Origin of the sequence: Cytobacillus oceanisediminis 2691 (assembly GCF_000294775.2) — a bacterium.
Classification (GTDB): domain Bacteria; phylum Bacillota; class Bacilli; order Bacillales; family Cytobacillaceae; genus Cytobacillus; species Cytobacillus pseudoceanisediminis.
Genome location: NZ_CP015506.1, coordinates 2,999,529 through 3,017,630, shown reverse-complemented (window position 1 = coordinate 3,017,630; position 18,102 = coordinate 2,999,529). Strand labels below are relative to the sequence as shown.

Below are 18,102 nucleotides of genomic sequence, written 5' to 3'. Positions count from 1 at the left end.
TTATGATCCTTGCGCTTAGTGTGCTGATTACTTTCTTACTCGTCATGAATATAATCCAGTATGTTTCCCGAAAAAAAATAAATAACCATTTACATGAAATAAGTGAAAAGTTAGCAGAAATCATAGAGCACAAGACAGCTGAAAAAGTGTTATTGCAAACAGACCAGCATTCCATACAGTTTTTACTCATTCAAATAAACCGGCTATTGGCATACAACCAAAAGGTATTTGCGGATTACGCAAGTACAAAAGACAGCTTAAGGAAGATGATATCCAATATGTCACATGATTTGAAGACACCACTAACTGTTATTTTAGGTTATGTGGAGAAACTTAAGCTGGATGATAAGTTAAGTGAGGATGAGAAGGAAAAGGCCATTTTACGGCTTCATGATAAAGTAGTGGGGTTAATCTCATTACTTAATCAATTTTTTGACCTTGTCAAAATAGAATCCAATGATTATATGATTCCATTAAGCAAGATATCTCTTAATGAGATTTGCAGGAAGAATGTTTTGGATTATTATGATTTGCTCCTTTCAAAGGGTCTTCAGGTAGAAATTGATATCCCGGAACGGAATTTTTACATCCTCGGCAATGAACATGCTTTAAATCGAATACTCAGCAATTTAATTTCTAATTCTATTCGGTATGGAAGTGATGGGGGAGTATTTGGTTTAACACTTCGAGAAGATAAAGGGTCCATTGCTGTAGAGATCTGGGATAAAGGAAAAGGGATTGCAGAGGTGCATCAGGATCGTGTATTTGACAGGCTTTATACACTGGATGATGCCAGAAATCCACAATTTCAAGGAAGCGGTCTAGGCTTAAGCATCTCGAAGCGTTTAACAGAAGCAATGAATGGTTCGATACACTTAAGAAGCAAACCCTTTGAGAAAACGGCTTTCATATGTATCTTTAAACAAATGATATATTAAGACTGCTTGAAAGAGGTGTTCTGCTGGAACGGCTCTTTTTTACTTTTGCCTATTTTTTGGTGACATGATTAGATAGCCACGCTATCTTGGTACATATCTGCCTCTGGATGATGTAAAAAATTCCAACTTAAGAAACATGTAAGAAATGAGAAAGAAAAAAGTCAGTATCTCTGATTAAGATAAAAGTAATAAAGGAGGTCTAAATGATGGATTACGTTGTTCAAACAAATGGATTAACGAAAACCGTGAAAGGTATAACACTCGTATCGAATGTAAACCTTCATATCAAAAAAGGGGAGATATATGGATTTCTTGGTCAGAATGGTGCTGGAAAAACAACGATCATGAAAATGCTCACAGGATTGCTTATTCCTTCTAAGGGAGAAATTTTATTGTTTGGAAAAAAACTCACAGAAACCAATAAGTCAGGCTTAAAACGAGTAGGGAGTATAATTGAATATCCCATTTTTTTCGAGCATTTAACAGCAATGGAGAATCTGGAGCTTCACTGTGAATATTTAGGTTATTATGATAAAAAGGCTATTACACAAGCTTTGGAATTGGTCCAATTAAAAGGAATTGAAGATAAAGTGGTTAAGGATTTTTCCCTTGGGATGAAACAGCGCCTTGGGATTGTAAGAGCCATTATCACCAAGCCTGAGCTGATTATTTTGGATGAACCGACAAACGGTCTGGATCCAATTGGCATTAAAGATATGCGTGATTTAATTCGGATGCTGAACAAGGAATATGGGATTACCTTTCTTCTGTCCAGTCATATTTTAGGAGAAATTGAACAGATTGTTGATCGGGTTGGTGTGATTCAAAATGGAAAACTGGTGAATGAAGTGAGCTTAGCAGAGATTAGGAAGCAAAGAGCGGATTATATTGAAATTGTCACACCAGACGCCGATAGAACAGCGTATTTGCTTGTACATGAACTCCGCATATCCAATATAAAGATTGTAGGTGACAGAAGAGTTCGGATTTATGATGTAACCCAGTCTCAAAGTGAGATTACAAAAATCTTAATTCTGCATGATATTGAGCTAGAGGAAATACAAAAACATACAAGCACACTGGAAGACTATTTTTATCGTCAAATTCATGGAGGTGAAATAATTGTTTAAATTGATGGAATTGGAATGGAGAAAATTAAAACAAAAGATGGTTATTGGTGAGATGATTATTTACCTAGGCATTCTTATGTTTTTGCCAGTGTTTTTTATTAAGATGGTAATGGCAGATTTTGGGCAGAATTATTCCGCTGTTATTCAGCTGATCGTGTCGATTCAGCTGGGATTTGTCCTATTTGGAGCATCTCTTATCAATCAGGTTTTCATTGAGGAATATAAGAATAAAACCATATCTCTTTCGTTTGGCTATCCAATAAGCCGGAAAAAGCTGGTTATGGCGAAAATTCTTTTTATCTCGCTGGCTGTTTTCCTTTGTACGCTTGTATCCTTTGTATTGACCGGCTTGGCAACCTATTTGATCGATCAGGTTTTTGATATCATTAATGGGCAGCCAACTGCTGCAGATTTCGCAGCCTATTTTAGTAAAATGATTGTTCATTCATTTATAACTGCCCTAATTAGTTTAATTCCGCTCTTCTTCTTTGGTATTTGGAAAAGGGCAACGATTCCAACCGTTATTTGTGCCATATTCCTAATGCAGTTTCAAAACTTTTCCTCTCTTATTAATATCACTCTTGACCCTGCCCTTGTTAATGCAGTGCTTTGTCTATTAGGATTCGTTAGTGTTTATCTTTCGATTAAAATGATTGATAAAGTGGGGGATATTTAGTTTTAGGCAGCGTTGAAAAATTTTGGGGATGGTTAATAAGCTTTGCACTATAAAAAGTTTTTAATAAGGTTAATTGATGATAAGTTGGTGAAGAAATGGAGCTTAGAATAACAGGTGCAAGAGTTGGAGATTCAGTGTGGATCGGCAGCTCTTTTTTCTTATTCGGCTAAAGGGGCAGGTTTTTTTAAAACTAACGATTGTACTAAAATAAAAACATGAGAAAAAAGAACTTCTTTAGATAGTTTTTAGAAGAGTCCATACTTATTAATGGTGATGGAGCTAATACTGTTTAATAGAAGAGGAAGAGAAGATAGTGTTTCTCCGAGAAAAGGAATATCTTCTAAGATGAAAATGGCGGAAAACGGGAATGCAGACATTTTGTCAGCGTTCATCCGCCAAACATTAAGAGAGCCTGACTTATATGCCAGGCTAATGTTTAAAAAAATGGAACAAATCTAAATGGATTAAGCGGCTTCCTAATTATTAACTTCCTCTTTGGCTAATATTTTCATCGGTTGGACATATTCATAGCCGAGATCGTTTGCTACAGCTTTATAGGTGACTTCACCATTAATGGTGTTCAGTCCTGCTGCAAGAGCTGGATTTTCAATCAATGCTTTCTTTACACCTTTATTGGCAATTTGCAGCGCGTATGGAACTGTCACATTTGTAAGGGCGATAGTTGATGTTTGCGGAACAGCTCCCGGCATGTTTGCCACAGCATAATGGATAACACCATGCTTAATATATGTTGGGTTATCATGAGTAGTGACTCTGTCAGCTGTCTCAATAATACCTCCTTGGTCAACGGCGACATCAACAACTACAGATCCTACCTCCATTGATTTAATCATTTCTTCCGTCACTAGTTTCGGTGCCTTCGAGCCTGGGATGAGTACAGCTCCAATCACTAAATCGGAATCTGCAACCGCCTTGGCAATGTTAAAAGGATTAGACATAAGTGTTTGGATTTGGCTGCCAAAAATATCATCGATTTGGCGCAAGCGATCTGGGCTTAAATCGATGATTGTTACATCAGCACCCAGACCCATTGCGATTTTTGCAGCATTTGTTCCTGCAACGCCACCGCCAATGACGGTAACCTTTCCTCTCTTAACGCCTGGTACACCAGAAAGAAGAATTCCTTTCCCGCCTTTCGTTTTCTCTAGAAGCTGTGCACCAATTTGGGCGGACATTCTTCCAGCTACTTCACTCATTGGAGTAAGCAGCGGCAGCGTATTTCCTGCTTGTACTGTTTCATATGCGATAGCTGTTACTTCATTTTCCACCAGTGCTCTTGTCAGTTCAGGTTCTGCTGCTAAATGCAGGTAAGTAAATAAAATAAGGCCTTTTCGGAAATACTTGTATTCACTTGAAATAGGTTCCTTGACCTTCATAATCATTTCTGCATTTGCCCAAACCTTCGCTGCGGCTGATTCAATAGAGGCACCAACCTCTTGATAGAACTCGTCCCTAAATCCACTCCCAAGTCCCGCTCCACTCTCGATCACTACCGTATGTCCAGCATTAACCAGGCTCATAGCACCGGCTGGGGTTAGAGCTACCCGATTCTCATTATTTTTAATTTCCCTCGGTACTCCAATAATCATTTAAATAACCTCCATTAATCATTATTATTAAAGATTACTAGCTTGAGCTCAGTCATTTCCTCGATGGCATATTTAATCCCTTCACGTCCAATGCCGCTTTCTTTTACACCGCCATAAGGCATGTGGTCAACACGGAAGGTGGGTATATCATTAATGAGGACTCCGCCAACATGCAATTTCTTTGATGCCTGTAAAGCAGTGTGAATATTATCTGTATAAATGCCAGCCTGCAGCCCATAACGGGAATCATTAACAAAATCAATCGCTTCCTCAACAGAGTTGACCTTGTTTATTAAAACAATTGGAGCGAAAACCTCCTGACATGACACCTTAGATGCTGGATTCACACCTAGTAAAACAGTAGGGAGGAGGATATTACCTTCACTGGCTCCGCCTGCAGCAACGATTGCCCCATTTTGTTTTGCCTCTGAAATCCATTCAAGGGTTCTTTCCACTTCCTTAGGATTAATTAAAGCAGAAACATCTGTGTCAGGATTTAAAGGATCGCCAGCTTTCAATTGTTGTGCTGCTTTAACAAATTTTTCAACGAAGCTGGTGTAGCTATCCTTATGGACATAAATTCTCTGAAGGGAAATACAAACCTGACCCTGATAACTGAAGGCTCCTTCTACACAGCGCTTAATGATTTTGTCGATATCAATATTTTTATCTACAATGAGTGCAGCGTTAGATCCCAGTTCTAGTGTGACATGTTTTAATCCCGCTTTATTCCTGATGCCGATTCCGACCTCGGGGCTGCCCGTAAAAGTAATTTTCTTCACTCGATCATCTGATATCAGCTTTTCACCTATGACCGGGCCACTTCCTGTTACTACATTCAAAGCACCTGGCGGCAGCCCGGCTTTTTGCATAAGTTCAGCAAGAAAATAGGCCGAAATGGGCGTCTGGCCTGCTGGCTTTAATACGACTGTATTTCCAGCGGCAATTGCAGGTCCAACCTTATGGGCAACGAGATTCATCGGAAAGTTAAAAGGAGTAATGGCTCCGATAACTCCAAGTGGTTCTTTTACAGTGTAAGCGAATCTCCCTTCACCGCCTGGAGCTGCATCCAGCGGGATTGTTTCTCCGCTAATTCTTTTAGCTTCCTCAGCAGCAAATTTGTAAGTTTGAATCGTTCTTGCCACTTCTCCTTTAGCGGTTTTTAGCGGCTTCGCCGCCTCTAAAGAAAGAATTTCAGCAGCTTGATCAAAGTGCGCTTCAAATAGGCCTGCGAGGTTTTCAAGGATTTTTGCCCGCTGATGGCTTGGCATTTCAGACATAATCGTTCTCGCCTTGTATGCAGCTTCTATAGCGGAATTGACTTCTTCCACTGTTGCACTTGGGATTTCTGCGATCAGTTCTTTGCTATAAGGAGAGAATAGGGGGTTATAATGTTTTGCTTTTGCCCACTCTCCATTGATAAACAGGTGATATTTTTTCATAAGCATATAACCTCCAAATTTTTGAACAAGATTAATTACTTTTTAAAAAAGTCCAGTTCTGAAATAAAAGTCTACAATTTTTGCTCTATTTGATAGATGGCATGATGGATAATTTCTACTAAACGATCAATCTCCTGCTTATTAATTGAAAGAGGGGGGGCAAATACAAGTATATCCATCTTATCGAATACAACAGATCGGCAAATGAGTCCCTGTTTGGCTGCCTCATTGACAATCAGAGGGGCTAGGGGTCCCGCTGCCGATTGTTGGCTATTTAATTCAATAGCTCCCATAAGCCCTAACGCCCTGACATTTTTAACAATCTCTCTCTCTCCTTGGATCCATCTAAAGCCCTTGAGCATTTCTGCACCCATATTTTTGGCGTTCTCAATTAAGTTTTCATTTTCAATTATTTCAATATTCTTCAGTGCTACTGCGCATGCCATTGGATGACCGCTATAAGTATAGCCATGCAGGAGTGTGCCAGTTGATAATCGTTTAAAATCTTCATATATCTTTTCAGAGAGGACCACTCCGCCAAGCTGTGCATATCCACTAGTGACTCCTTTTGCAAAACACATTAAATCGGGGGCAACACCATAATGCTCAATTCCAAAGTATTTTCCTGTCCGCCCAAATCCGGTAATGACTTCATCCGTGATAAAAAGAATATTGTATTTATCACAAATATTTCTTACAATTTTAAAATACTCCTCAGGAGCAATATGAACTCCTCCAGCTCCTTGTACGGGCTCTGCAATAAAGGCAGCAATTGTATCAGGTCCTTCAGATATTACGGCTTCTTCAAACGCTTTTGCCGAAAAATTATCCGTATGATAAAAATCCGGTGCCAAGGAATTAGTGAAATCCCTGAAAGGCTTTAGGCCTGTTGCGCTGGTTGCCCCCATTGCAACCCCATGGTAGGACTTTATTCGGGAAATTATTTTCTTTTTCTCAGGCTGCCCTTTTAAAATCCAATAATGCCTTGCTAACTTATAAGCGGTATCATTGGCCTCTGATCCCCCAGAAGTAAAAAAGGTGGCATTTAAATCCCCAGGTGTGACCTCTGCTATTTTAGCAGCTAATCGAATAGCTGGTTCATTGCTAAATGTCGCGAAGCAGGAGCTAAAAGCCAGCTTATTCATTTGTTCCATGGCAGCAATACCCAGCTCTTTTCGCCCATGTCCAATATTTACATTCCAAAGAGAGGACATTCCATCAATAACCTTTTTCCCATGAACATCTTCGAGATATATGCCGTCTCCTTTTGTAAAAATATAGGCAGGGCCATTTTCCTGCTGTTGTTGAATAGGGGATGTAGGATGCATGAAATGCTTTTTGTCCAATTCCGCCAATTCTTGATAAGTAAGTTCATTTGTGATCATTATCATTCTCACCTCATACTTTAAATTTAAGTTTCTAAAAGGAACATAATGGCTTTCTTCTTACATCTAATTACAATGCAAGGATTGTGCCAAATATTATATGTAAGCCATTTTTTCCGGGGAACACACAAAAAAAGAGCTGAATTAAAATTCAGCTCGAGTTTTTTTAAAAATAAGAGTATAAGTTTTCACGAGTATTAAAAATGCTTAGTTCTATGACGCTTTAGCATTTCTTATGGCCACGGCTGCTGCTGAGTGATGCAATGAATGTTTCCTCCGCCAACTGACACCTCACGAGTGTTAACCGTAACAATTTGCCGGTCCGGGAACATTCTTTGAAAAGCGGCGACAGCATGCTCATCCTGGGGATCATTAAATGTTGGCAAAATAACTCCTCCGTTACATAAATAACAATTAATATAAGTAGAAATAAAGGTCACGTGTGTTGACCGTTCGTAACTATGTCTGGAGTAATCAATTTCAAAACTTTCAGCTTCGCTTAATGTTATTTGTTTCGGCATTTGTATTTTGTGTATTTTTAGTTTTCTGCCTTTTGCATCTGTTGCATCCTTCAGCCGTTCGTATGCATCCTGAAGCACTTCATACTGAGGATGAATCGGGTCATCTGTCCAGCTCATGGCAATTTCACCAGGCTTAACAAAAAATAAAACCTCGTCCACATGCCCATCTGTTTCATCTCCGACCAGCCCATCCTTTAACCAGATGATCTTTTCTACATTCAGGAATTCAGAAAGTCTTTCTTCTACTTCTTCTTTGGTTAAATTTTTATTTCGGTTTTTATTTAGAACACACTGTTCGGTAGTAATAAGCGTGCCTTCACCATCCACGGTTATAGCACCGCCTTCTAAAACAAATTCTGTTGCATCGTATCGGCTTATATGCTCGATCTCTAATACTTTTCGTTTTACTTGGAGATCTAAATCCCAAGGAAAATATAAACCCTCTTCAATTCCGCCCCAGGCATTAAACCCCCAGTCAATCCCGCGCACCTCACCTTGATCATTTTTCACAAAGGTTGGACCAATATCTCTCATCCAGGCATCGTTAGAGGAAATTTCAATTACGCGGATATGTTCAGGTAAAAGGGCGCGGGCATTTTCGAATTGTTCCGGTCTTACACACATGGTAACAGGTTCAAATTCGGCAATCGCTTTTGCAACTTCGACATATACCCTTTGAGCAGGCTTAGCTCCAGCTCTCCACGTATCCGTTCTGACTGGCCAAAGCATCCAGGTCCCCTTATGTTTTTCAAATTCACCCGGCATTCTAAAACCGTCTTTTTTTGGTGTTCCATTCATTGTTAATACCATGTTTTATCCCCCTAAACTCAGTAATTCATCGTAATTATTGACAGAGCCTTTATATAAAGAAAGCAGCGATGCTTTAAAAAACTCCCTCCTTAAACTGTATTTACTAGGTTTCTGTTGCAAGTTCCATGCCAAGAATAAGAAGAGAATTTTAAATGCTTATATCCAATTCTTTTCGTTTTCTAAGCCTTTGGTAAATTTGCTTTTCGAATAAATGAACCGATTTCGAATCAATTCATGTTTTAGTTTATGTAACTTATAAATTATATTTTTGCAGTCTTCTTATGAAGGAGGATTGCGTTATTCCAAGTGCTTTGGCCGCTTTCCTGGTAGAGTTATGTTCTTTTTGGGCATCAATAATCAGCTTTTTTTCAATTTCCTCGATATAACCAGGAAGACTTTGGCCATTTAGTTTGGGAGGAAACTCACTTTCCTTCTTCTGAACCTCTCTTAATACCTTTTCCGATAAGTCGCTTTTATCAATTATCTCTGACTTTGCAGTGACAACTAAACGTTCGATCATGTTCTCTAATTCACGAATATTACCAGGCCAGCTATAATTCTGCAGATAATCAACCAGCTCTTTTCCTAAGACAGTGGACTTTCGATATTTTGTTTTGAAAAGTTCAAGGTAATGAAAAACAAGAGGAATAATATCATCCTTTCTTTCTCTTAGCGCCGGGATTTGAATTGAAACAACGTTCAATCTATAATATAAATCCTCTCTGAATCGCTTTTCTTGGACCATTTCCAGAAGGCTTTGATGGGTAGCGGTAATAATCCGTACATCTACCTGTTTTAATTCGGTGGAACCAATAGGAAAAAATGACTTTTCCTGAACCAATTGAAGAAGCTTGGGCTGCAGAGTTAAAGGCAGTTCCCCGATTTCGTCAAGAAAAAGGGTACCTCCATTTGCCTTCTCAACTAATCCGACTTTCCCGCTATTGTTTGCTCCGGTGAATGCTCCTTTCTTGTATCCAAATAATTCTGATTCCAGCAGAGTTTCAGGAATTGCTCCACAATTTATTTGAATAAACGGTTTATCGGTTCGGTTGCTCCTTCTGTGAATCATTGATGCAATCATGCTTTTCCCGACCCCAGTCTCTCCGGTTAAGAGGATGGTTACGTCTAATGATGCAATTCTCCCGATTAAATCCAAAATTTCCTCATGTTTTTTGCTATTGCCAATAATGATGTGATTGTTTTTCTTTTCTGATTCCTTGACCTTCATTTCCTGGAGTTCATCCCAATACTTTTGGAGAAGTATTTCCGCTTTTTCCAGCTGAAGGGAGGACCTAACAGTATCCGTTATATCCTTAACATTGACCAGGACATACTGGGTCTTATCTTCTTTTATTTCAACAAAATAACCAGTTGCTAAGTATTGTCGCCCTTTAGAGGTTTGAACCTTTGTCACGGTCTCTCTTTTTTCTAACACAATATTTGTAATGGACGGGGTGAATAAGCCGTCTTTTTCAAGATCAGATACACTTCTTCCGATAACCTTAGAGCGCGGTGCTCCCATTTGCTTTGAACTAGTGTCATTAATCCATAGAGCGATGCCATTATGGTCAGCTATAAAAATCCCATCTTTTAAATGATTAAACATATGATGAAAATGTTTATCTTCAAAAAACTTTTTGCTCATATTAAGCCCCCAAAGTATGATCGATAGAGTTTGATTCGTTTTCGATTCAAAATGAACCGGAATTGGTTCGAAATAATTACTATATTATTAATTTTCAGATTAATAGTCAAACAAATATTGATATTTAGGATGATTTTCACTTTGGCATAAAAATTGCATTAAAAATAGTTGAGGAGGTAAGTAAATGGAAACTACGAAACTCATGGTTAATAGAAAACGCCTGCTTGATACGATTAATGTAAGTTCTTCCATTGGAGCGTTAGAAAATGGAGGATTAAATCGGCTGGCTTTAACAGAAGAAGATAAAAAGATGAGAAATATATTTGTTAAATGGCTGCAGGAAGAGAAGCTGGACGTACGAGTTGACGACCTTGGAAATATTTACGGAAGGAGAAAAGGAAAGTTAAATAATAGTCCAGCTGTTGCAATTGGATCTCATTTAGATACACAGCCCTGCGGCGGACGGTTTGACGGAATCCTGGGTGTTTTAACCGCATTGGAGGTCGTCCGTACATTAAACGAAAATAATATTGAAACTGATTATCCAATTGAAATTGTTAATTTTACTAATGAAGAAGGTGCCCGTTTTGAGCCTCCGATGCTTGGATCAGGCGGTGTTGCAGGTGAATTTACAACAGACTTTATCTATAACACAAAGGATAACGAGAACATTTCGTTCCAGGAGGCATTAAAAAAAATTCAATACATGGGAGACGAAAAGCACAGATTAAGAGATATAAAATACTTTATCGAGCTCCATGTGGAACAAGGTCCCATTCTTGAAAAAAACAACAAGTTAATTGGAATTGTCGAAGGAATTCAAGGAATAAGCTGGCTTAATGTAAAGGTAGTAGGAGAGACAAATCACGCTGGGCCTACTCCGATGGAAGACCGAAAGGATGCCTTGGCACCTTCAGCTAAAATGGTTACCAAAGTATATGAAATAACAAATGAAATAGAAGGTTTGAAAACGACAGTAGGAAAACTTAATGTCAAACCGAATATTACGAATGTTATACCTGGTGAAGTAGAGTTCATGATTGACGTGCGGCACAAGGATGATGAGATTAGAGCTGGTACAATTGATAGACTAAGAGAGCAGTTAGGCACAATTGCGGTAATGAATAATGTTGAAGTTACGATTTCAACAGATTGGAATTCGGATGCTGTGCTATTTTCCTCCGAAGTTATGGATGCAATTAGTGAAGCTGCAGGCGTGTTGGGATATTCCACTTTAAGATTATTTAGCGGTCCAGGACATGATGCAAAATATATAAGTAAAATGGCCGACACCGGGATGATTTTTTTACCCAGTATAAACGGGATTAGCCATAATGAAAAAGAATTGACTTTAGAGGACGACATTGAGAAGGGTGCAAATGTCCTTCTGAACACGATTCTAAAGCTTGCAAGGGCTCATTAACTTTTATTTATTTAATTGGCTTTTTAAAACTATTTTAACTGGAGGCATGTTTGAAAATGAACAAAAATCAAACAATTATGAATGGAAAAAACGAATTGCTGGCAAGTGAACTTTCCGCTTTAGATCGCAGGCATCTCCTTCATCCATCTACGAATCCAAAATTACAGGCGCAAACAGGCCCAAAACTTATTTTTACAGGTGGAGAGGGAATTTATCTCCATGACATGAGCGGCAAAAAATATATTGATGGAGTTTCCATGCTGTGGAATGTAAATTTAGGGCATGGAAATAAGGAAATGGCTGAAGCTGCCTATAATCAGATGGTAAATGTTGCGTATGCTTCGGCATTTTATGGCTATGCAAATGAACCAACTGTTCGCTTGGCTGAAAAAATTGCTTCATTAACACCGGGAGATTTAAATACCGTTTTCTTCACTTCCGGTGGATCGGAATCAAATGATACGGCCTTTAAATTATCCAGGTTTTATTGGCAATTGCAGGGATACACCGAAAAAAGAACGATTATTTCATTAAAGAGAGGGTATCACGGTGTAACAGTTTCTGCACAAAGGGCAACTGGTATAGAGGTTTACCGTGAATTCTCGGGATCTACTGACCCGGATATCGTGAATGCAAAAGCTCATTTAACAGAGTGTGAACTTGGTGACAGGAACCATCCAGAGTATGAGGGATGTATTAGAAGCATCATTGAAAAATTAGGAAAAGATAAGGTTGCAGCTGTTATTGTAGAGCCAATCCAAGGAGCTGGCGGAGTCCATATTCCTCCTGATGGCTATCTTCAGGCTGTTAGAAAATTATGTGATGAGTTTGATATCCACCTTATAGCAGACGAGGTTATCTGTGGTTTTGGACGTACAGGAAAAATGTTCGGGGTAGATCATTGGGATGTTGTTCCGGACTTCATGTCAATCGCAAAGGGGATAACCAGCGGGTACATTCAACTTGGCGGTGTGGTCATGAGAGAAAAAATCAGAGATGCCTTTACATCATATGACGGCATGCTTGCGCATGGATTCACTTACAGCGGGCATCCGACAGCTTGTGCAGTGGGATTAAAAAATATTGAAATTTTAGAACGAGATGGTCTTATTGAAAAAGTTCGGATATTGGGAGAACGATTAGAGAAGGGGCTTCTTTATTTAGAAGACAAATATGAATTTGTATCAGGGTCAAGAGTAAAAGGTTTATTGGCTGGATTTGATTTAATGAAGGATCCAGATAAAAATATACCTTTTGATGAATCTGTAAAAGCATCGGTTAGTGTGGTAGATGAAGCATATCAAAGGGGCTTATTGATTAGGCCATTTGATTTTGAACAAGGTATGAACATTATTGCCATTGCTCCTCCTTTTATCACTAGTGATAATGAGTTGGAACGAATTATCCATATTGTAGATGATTCTTTAGCAGCCTTTTCAAAAAAGGTCACAAAATAATTTGAGTAAGCAAGGAGGAAGGTCCGGATGGTTGGCAATACGGTGGAATTGCACCCCAAAGTGATAGAATTCTTAAAAGAACCAAAAAAACTATTTATCAATGGAGAATGGGTTGAGTCCATTGAAGGAGATACAATTCAAACGATAAATCCTGCTACAGGAGAAGAGTTAGCTATTGTATATGCTGCGTCAGAAAAGGATGTTCATTTAGCTGCCGAAGCGGCTTCAAGGGCATTTGAAGAGGGACCCTGGCCGAATATTTCCTCTGCAGAAAGATCTAAGCTGATGCATAAACTGGCTGATTTAATGGAACGGGACATGCAGGTGCTGGCAGAGCTTGATACATTAGACAATGGGAAGCCCATTAAAGAAATGTTAACTGGCGATCTCCCTAATGCAATCGAACAGCTAAGATATTTTGCAGGCTGGACGACAAAGATGACTGGACAGACCATTCCTATTTCAACAACTCATTTAAACTATACTTACCATGAGCCAGTCGGTGTGGTTGGGCAGATTATTCCGTGGAATTTCCCCATTATGATGGCCCTGTGGAAAATAGCTCCCGCTCTTGCAACAGGCTGTACTATTATATTAAAACCTGCAGAACAAACACCTTTATCAGCTTTATATTTAGCTAAGTTAATAGAGGAAGCAGGTTTCCCAAAAGGGGTTGTCAACATTCTTAATGGCTATGGAAAAATAGCCGGAAATGCGCTTGTTAAACATACAAAGGTAAATAAAATTGCTTTCACTGGTTCAACACCTGTTGGTCGAGCCATTATGAAAGAAGCTGCAAACACGATGAAACGAGTAACCTTGGAGCTTGGAGGCAAATCACCAAATATTATTTTGCCTGATGCGGATCTGGATAAAGCGATACCAGGTGTATTTTCCGGGATTATGGCAAATCAAGGTCAAGTATGCTGCGCGGGCTCAAGAGTGTTTATACCAGATCATCTTTATAACCAGGTAATGGATAGACTGGTAGATTATGCAGAAAAGGTAAAACTGGGTAATGGTTTGGATGAGTCAACAGAAATGGGTCCACTCGTCTCTAAAAGACAGCAGGAAATTGTAGCATCCTATATAGAAAAGGGGATAAAAGAAGGTGCAAATCTTCTAATAGGCGGAAAAAGCTTAGACAAAGGCTATTTTGTTCAGCCAACCGTATTTGCTGATGTACAGGATGAAATGTCTATAGCCAGAGAAGAGATTTTCGGTCCAGTTGCAGCTGCGATGCCATATAAGAGTATCGATGAAGTTGTAGAACGCGCCAACTGCAGCCCATACGGATTGGCAGCAGGATTGTGGACGGAAAATTTAAAACATGCCCATACTATTTCAAGAAAATTAAAGGCTGGTACTGTGTGGGTTAATTGCTATAATATCACCAACGCAGCTGCACCTTTTGGAGGATATAAAGAATCCGGATTTGGCCGCGAGATGGGGTCATATGCATTAAATAGCTACACGGAAGTAAAGAGTGTATGGGTTAACTTAGAGTAATTAGCCTTACTTAATGGCCTTCAATAAATAGAATGTTAATCGAAGGCTGTTAGGTAAAATTCTTCTCGAAATGAAAGCGGATTCAATATAGAGGGAAAGGGTGTTTATATGGATGATACGAATCAACTTCAGCGAAGGTTGAAATTAAAGCATGTTGTCGCAATTGGAATTGCTTATATGTCTCCATTTGCTGTATTTGATACTTTCGGAATTGCTTCGGATGTATCCTCAGGGCATGTGCCGGCAGCATATATTATCGTTTTTACTGCAATCCTTTTTACGGCTTTGAGCTATGGAAAGTTAGTTAAGAAATACCCAACGGCAGGTTCAGTTTATACTTATACAAAAAATATTTTGAACCCATATTTGGGAATAATCGCTGGCTGGATCACTTTTCTTGCTTATTTAGCTTTGCCAATGATCAATGCCTTATTGGCCAAAATCTATTTATCTGCTGCCTTGCCAGAGGTTCCCGATTGGATTTGGATTGTGGGGTTAATTCTTGTCATTAGTATTTTAAATATTTTTGGAGTAAAGCTGGCAGCTTCATTAAATATGCTGCTCGTTGCTTTCCAGTTTATTGTCGGAGTCCTCTTCATTTACCTTAATGTAAGATCAATTATTAAAGGACCCGAATCTTTAATTTCTATTAGTGAATTATTTCCGTCCAGTATGGGAATTTCCGGTCTATTTGCCGGTGCTGCACTTCTGGCTTTATCCTTTATCGGTTTTGATGCAATCACTACACTTTCGGAGGAGACGATTGAACCGAAAAAGACAATCCCAAGGGCGATTATTTTAGTAGCTTCAATAGGGGGAATCTTCTTCTTTACGGTAACTTTCTTTATGCAGTCCCTTTTTCCTGATGTATCTGTGTTTAATGATATCGAAGGAGCCTCTCCAGAGATCGCCTATACCATTGGAGGAAACCTTTTCTTATCTATTTTCACAGCTGGCGCATTATTTTCAGTATTTGCTTCCGGCTTAGCAGCTCAAGTAAGTGCATCAAGGCTGTTATATGCTATGGGCAGAGATAACGTTTTGCCTAAAGGGTTCTTTGGGTATCTTCATCCTAATTTAAATACACCGGTCCCAAATATTCTATTTATTGGGCTTCTGGCGCTTTCCTCTCTTTTTCTGGATTTAACAATGGCAACATCACTTATAAATGTAGGGGCATTTACGGCATTTAGCTTTGTTAATATTTGTGTGATTGCAAATTATTTTAAAACCAATACAAAACGTACGATTGGATTCACCTTTGGAAACTTGATCGTCCCCCTGGTTGGACTTGGTTTCATTATATACCTATGGAGCAGCCTTGATTTTATGTCCATTATTGCAGGATTAATATGGACTTTACTCGGTATCGTTTATTTAATTATATCAACCGGCTTCTTTAGTAAAGAACCCCCAAAGATCGACTTTGAAGAGTTAGAGATGTAGCATCAACGTTTTGATTTTTTTATAGTAGTGTGTCTGAAACATCCCTAAACAATAAGGAGTGAAATGTCGATGAATAATAGATTGCGTAACAAGTTGTGGTTTTTGATTTTCATCCTTATTCCATTAATGCTCATACTTGGTGCCTGTACTGAAAAATCAGATGTAACCGCCAAAAAGGACACAAATTCTTCTGATAAAAAGGACGTGGAGGCATCTCATGATCATGCCTCACTTGTACTTAAAAATGGGAAGGTTTACACCATGGAAGAAGATCAGCCGCTTGCTGAAGCAGTTGCAATTAAAGATGGAGAAATCCAGTTTGTAGGAAGCAGTTCTGACGCGGAAAAATATGTGGGGGAGGATACTGAGGTAATTGATCTGGAAGGAAAGATGGTATCTCCTGGTTTTATGGATGGTCATACTCACCCGCCAGGTTTATGGACCTCCAAGCTTTTTGAAGTATATCTAGCAGAGCTTGAAAGCCATGTAGAATATGTCCAAGCAGTCGCTGATTTTAGGGAGAAAAATCCTAAGGCCAAAATCATTACTGGGGATGGATGGGTGAACGGTCCGTATGAACAGGCGGATGGTACCAACCCAGGCCCTAAGAAAGAGGATTTGGATGCAGTTGTTTCGGATATACCTGTTATGCTTTACTCTATCGACAAACACTCAGTATGGGTAAATTCAAAAGCGCTGGAGATTGCCGGAATTACCAAGGATACAGTGGCTCCTAAGGGCGGTATGATTGAGCGTAATCCTGACGGTTCTCCCCGGGGTGTGCTGCGGGAAGGAGCAATGGATTTGCTCGCAGATGTCCAGGCGCTGTCTAACTTAACGGATGAACAATATAAAGAGGCAATATTAGAATTTCAACAAGAAATGCATAGCTTTGGTATGACAGGAGTCATGAATATGTCAGGAGGTGATAGAAGTTTAAAAGTACTGAATGAATTAGAAAAAGAGGGGAAGCTGACCATGCGGGTCGCCAATGCAATTGTATTTGGACCGGAAACTCAACCGGAAGAAGCGGTTGCGAAAATACAGGATGCTGGTAATAAGTACAATTCAGATTGGCTTTCAGTGAACACCGTAAAATTATTTGCTGATGGAGTGACTGAAGGGAAAACAGCCCTCTTTGTTGAACCATATACCAAGAATGCCGGAATGGGATCTCACCACCACGGTGATGCGAATTGGAAAGAGGATACTTTTAATAAGATGGTCTCAAAGCTAGATAAGGAAGATATACAAGTACACATTCACGCAATCGGCGATGGGGCAGTTAAAATGGGCCTTGATGCCCTGGAATTGGCAAAGAAAGAAAATGAAGAGCACAATTCCCGCCACACGATTACTCATATCAGTGCGATTCAGGATAGTGACATCTCCCGTATGGCGAATTTAGGTGTTATTGCGAGCTTGCAGCCTTTTTGGTTTTACAAAGATCAGTACTATGACTTGGAAAAGGCCATGATAGGGGAGAAACGTGCATTAGCCATGTATCCGGCTAGAGAAATGTGGGATGCCGGAGTAACGATTGCCAGCAGCAGCGATTATCCGCCTACCCCTGATTATCGCCCATTGAACGCAATAGAAACAGGAGCTACAAGAAATAGTCCTTATCCGGAAGAGCAAGATACTGATTTAGTTCGTAACATTGATCAAGCTCTTACTGTAAAGGAAATGCTGCAGTCATACACAAAGAATGTTGCGTATCAAATATACCGCGAAAATGACTTAGGCTCACTTAAAGCTGGGAAGAAAGCGGATATGGTTGTTCTAGGAGAGGATCTGACCAATATTGAACCAAAAAAGATATCTGAAACCTCTATTGTTTACACGATAGTTGATGGGAAGATTGTATTTAAAGGGGAATAAAATAGAGGTTCAAATTAAATATAGCTGCCAAACCAGGCGGCTTTTTTCTTGTTGAAATAGATAGAATTGAATAGGATTATAAGCAAATCCGGGTTAAAAAAAGAAGGTATTGCTAAAGAAAATCTAAAGATTAATGGCAAATGGACAGATTATCAAGTATTAGCAATCATCAACGGCTTGGACGTATAAGCTTACTAATTATTATCCAGTTCCCTCTCATTAGTACAAC

14 protein-coding genes and 1 pseudogene are annotated in these 18,102 nt (G+C 39.3%); 10 read left to right on the top strand and 5 right to left on the bottom strand.

Annotation, left to right across the window (positions count from 1 at the left end; all coding sequences use genetic code 11):
- Positions 1–2 precede the first annotated feature (2 nt).
- From A361_RS15265 to A361_RS15250, 4 genes are all read left to right on the top strand, one after another.
- A complete protein-coding gene (locus A361_RS15265; protein WP_019383357.1) occupies positions 3–938 on the top strand; it encodes a sensor histidine kinase in 936 nt (311 codons plus the stop codon).
- A gap of 206 nt (positions 939–1,144) precedes the next feature.
- A complete protein-coding gene (locus A361_RS15260; protein ID WP_019383358.1) occupies positions 1,145–2,068 on the top strand; it encodes an ABC transporter ATP-binding protein in 924 nt (307 codons plus the stop codon).
- Positions 2,061–2,744, top strand: coding sequence for an ABC transporter permease (locus A361_RS15255; protein ID WP_019383359.1), 684 nt, complete (start codon positions 2,061–2,063; stop codon positions 2,742–2,744). The genes A361_RS15260 and A361_RS15255 overlap by 8 nt, the downstream gene beginning before the upstream one ends.
- A 273-nt stretch (positions 2,745–3,017) precedes the next feature.
- Entirely contained in the window at positions 3,018–3,203 is a 186-nt protein-coding gene (locus A361_RS15250) for a hypothetical protein (protein WP_236887889.1), read from the top strand.
- Between the two features lie 17 nt (positions 3,204–3,220).
- On the opposite strand, the gene ald is transcribed toward A361_RS15250, so the two are convergent.
- The 5 genes from ald to A361_RS15225 form a co-directional block, all read right to left on the bottom strand.
- Positions 3,221–4,354, bottom strand: a complete 1,134-nt coding sequence (ald, locus tag A361_RS15245) for an alanine dehydrogenase (RefSeq protein ID WP_019383360.1) — start codon at positions 4,352–4,354, stop codon at positions 3,221–3,223.
- A 14-nt stretch (positions 4,355–4,368) separates the two neighbouring features.
- Positions 4,369–5,802 carry an aldehyde dehydrogenase family protein gene (locus A361_RS15240; protein WP_019383361.1) on the bottom strand — a complete coding sequence of 478 codons (1,434 nt, stop codon included), beginning with the start codon at positions 5,800–5,802 and terminating at the stop codon, positions 4,369–4,371.
- Between the two features lie 65 nt (positions 5,803–5,867).
- Positions 5,868–7,181, bottom strand: coding sequence for an aspartate aminotransferase family protein (locus tag A361_RS15235; protein ID WP_019383362.1), 1,314 nt, complete (start codon positions 7,179–7,181; stop codon positions 5,868–5,870).
- A gap of 233 nt (positions 7,182–7,414) precedes the next feature.
- Positions 7,415–8,512, bottom strand: a complete 1,098-nt coding sequence (gene aguA, locus A361_RS15230; protein ID WP_019383363.1) for an agmatine deiminase — start codon at positions 8,510–8,512, stop codon at positions 7,415–7,417.
- 253 nt (positions 8,513–8,765) lie between these two features.
- On the bottom strand, positions 8,766–10,157 hold the full coding sequence (locus A361_RS15225; RefSeq protein ID WP_019383364.1) for a sigma-54 interaction domain-containing protein: 1,392 nt from the start codon (positions 10,155–10,157) through the stop codon (positions 8,766–8,768).
- Positions 10,158–10,341: 184 nt separating this feature from the next.
- Between A361_RS15225 and A361_RS15220 the strand changes: the two genes are divergently transcribed.
- From A361_RS15220 to A361_RS29430, 6 genes and pseudogenes are all read left to right on the top strand, one after another.
- Positions 10,342–11,580 carry a M20 family metallo-hydrolase gene (locus A361_RS15220; protein ID WP_019383365.1) on the top strand — a complete coding sequence of 413 codons (1,239 nt, stop codon included), beginning with the start codon at positions 10,342–10,344 and terminating at the stop codon, positions 11,578–11,580.
- Positions 11,581–11,636: 56 nt separating this feature from the next.
- Entirely contained in the window at positions 11,637–13,037 is a 1,401-nt protein-coding gene (locus A361_RS15215) for an aspartate aminotransferase family protein (RefSeq protein ID WP_019383366.1), read from the top strand.
- A gap of 27 nt (positions 13,038–13,064) precedes the next feature.
- Positions 13,065–14,546: an aldehyde dehydrogenase family protein gene (locus tag A361_RS15210; RefSeq protein ID WP_019383367.1), complete on the top strand. Its 1,482-nt coding sequence runs from the start codon at positions 13,065–13,067 to the stop codon at positions 14,544–14,546.
- A 108-nt stretch (positions 14,547–14,654) separates the two neighbouring features.
- The gene (locus tag A361_RS15205; protein WP_019383368.1) at positions 14,655–15,992 is read left to right on the top strand and encodes an APC family permease; all 1,338 of its coding nucleotides are present in this window, start codon (positions 14,655–14,657) and stop codon (positions 15,990–15,992) included.
- Positions 15,993–16,061: 69 nt separating this feature from the next.
- Positions 16,062–17,873: an amidohydrolase gene (locus A361_RS15200; RefSeq protein WP_019383369.1), complete on the top strand. Its 1,812-nt coding sequence runs from the start codon at positions 16,062–16,064 to the stop codon at positions 17,871–17,873.
- A gap of 84 nt (positions 17,874–17,957) precedes the next feature.
- A pseudogene (locus tag A361_RS29430) lies at positions 17,958–18,062 on the top strand (N-acetyltransferase); the annotation flags it as partial.
- Positions 18,063–18,102 lie beyond the last annotated feature (40 nt).

Excerpts from the sequence above, each read along its gene's own strand:
- A361_RS15200 (WP_019383369.1), top strand. The coding sequence starts at position 16,062 with ATGAATAATAGATTGCGTAACAAGTTGTGGTTTTTGATTTTCATCCTT.
- aguA (WP_019383363.1), bottom strand. The coding sequence starts at position 8,512 with ATGGTATTAACAATGAATGGAACACCAAAAAAAGACGGTTTTAGAATG.
- A361_RS15260 (WP_019383358.1), top strand. The coding sequence starts at position 1,145 with ATGGATTACGTTGTTCAAACAAATGGATTAACGAAAACCGTGAAAGGT.
- A361_RS15225 (WP_019383364.1), bottom strand. The coding sequence starts at position 10,157 with ATGAGCAAAAAGTTTTTTGAAGATAAACATTTTCATCATATGTTTAAT.
- A361_RS15265 (WP_019383357.1), top strand. The coding sequence starts at position 3 with ATGATCCTTGCGCTTAGTGTGCTGATTACTTTCTTACTCGTCATGAAT.
- A361_RS15210 (WP_019383367.1), top strand. The coding sequence starts at position 13,065 with ATGGTTGGCAATACGGTGGAATTGCACCCCAAAGTGATAGAATTCTTA.
- A361_RS15240 (WP_019383361.1), bottom strand. The coding sequence starts at position 5,802 with ATGCTTATGAAAAAATATCACCTGTTTATCAATGGAGAGTGGGCAAAA.
- ald (WP_019383360.1), bottom strand. The coding sequence starts at position 4,354 with ATGATTATTGGAGTACCGAGGGAAATTAAAAATAATGAGAATCGGGTA.
- A361_RS15220 (WP_019383365.1), top strand. The coding sequence starts at position 10,342 with ATGGAAACTACGAAACTCATGGTTAATAGAAAACGCCTGCTTGATACG.
- A361_RS15215 (WP_019383366.1), top strand. The coding sequence starts at position 11,637 with ATGAACAAAAATCAAACAATTATGAATGGAAAAAACGAATTGCTGGCA.
- A361_RS15250 (WP_236887889.1), top strand. The coding sequence starts at position 3,018 with ATGGAGCTAATACTGTTTAATAGAAGAGGAAGAGAAGATAGTGTTTCT.
- A361_RS15235 (WP_019383362.1), bottom strand. The coding sequence starts at position 7,181 with ATGATCACAAATGAACTTACTTATCAAGAATTGGCGGAATTGGACAAA.
- A361_RS15205 (WP_019383368.1), top strand. The coding sequence starts at position 14,655 with ATGGATGATACGAATCAACTTCAGCGAAGGTTGAAATTAAAGCATGTT.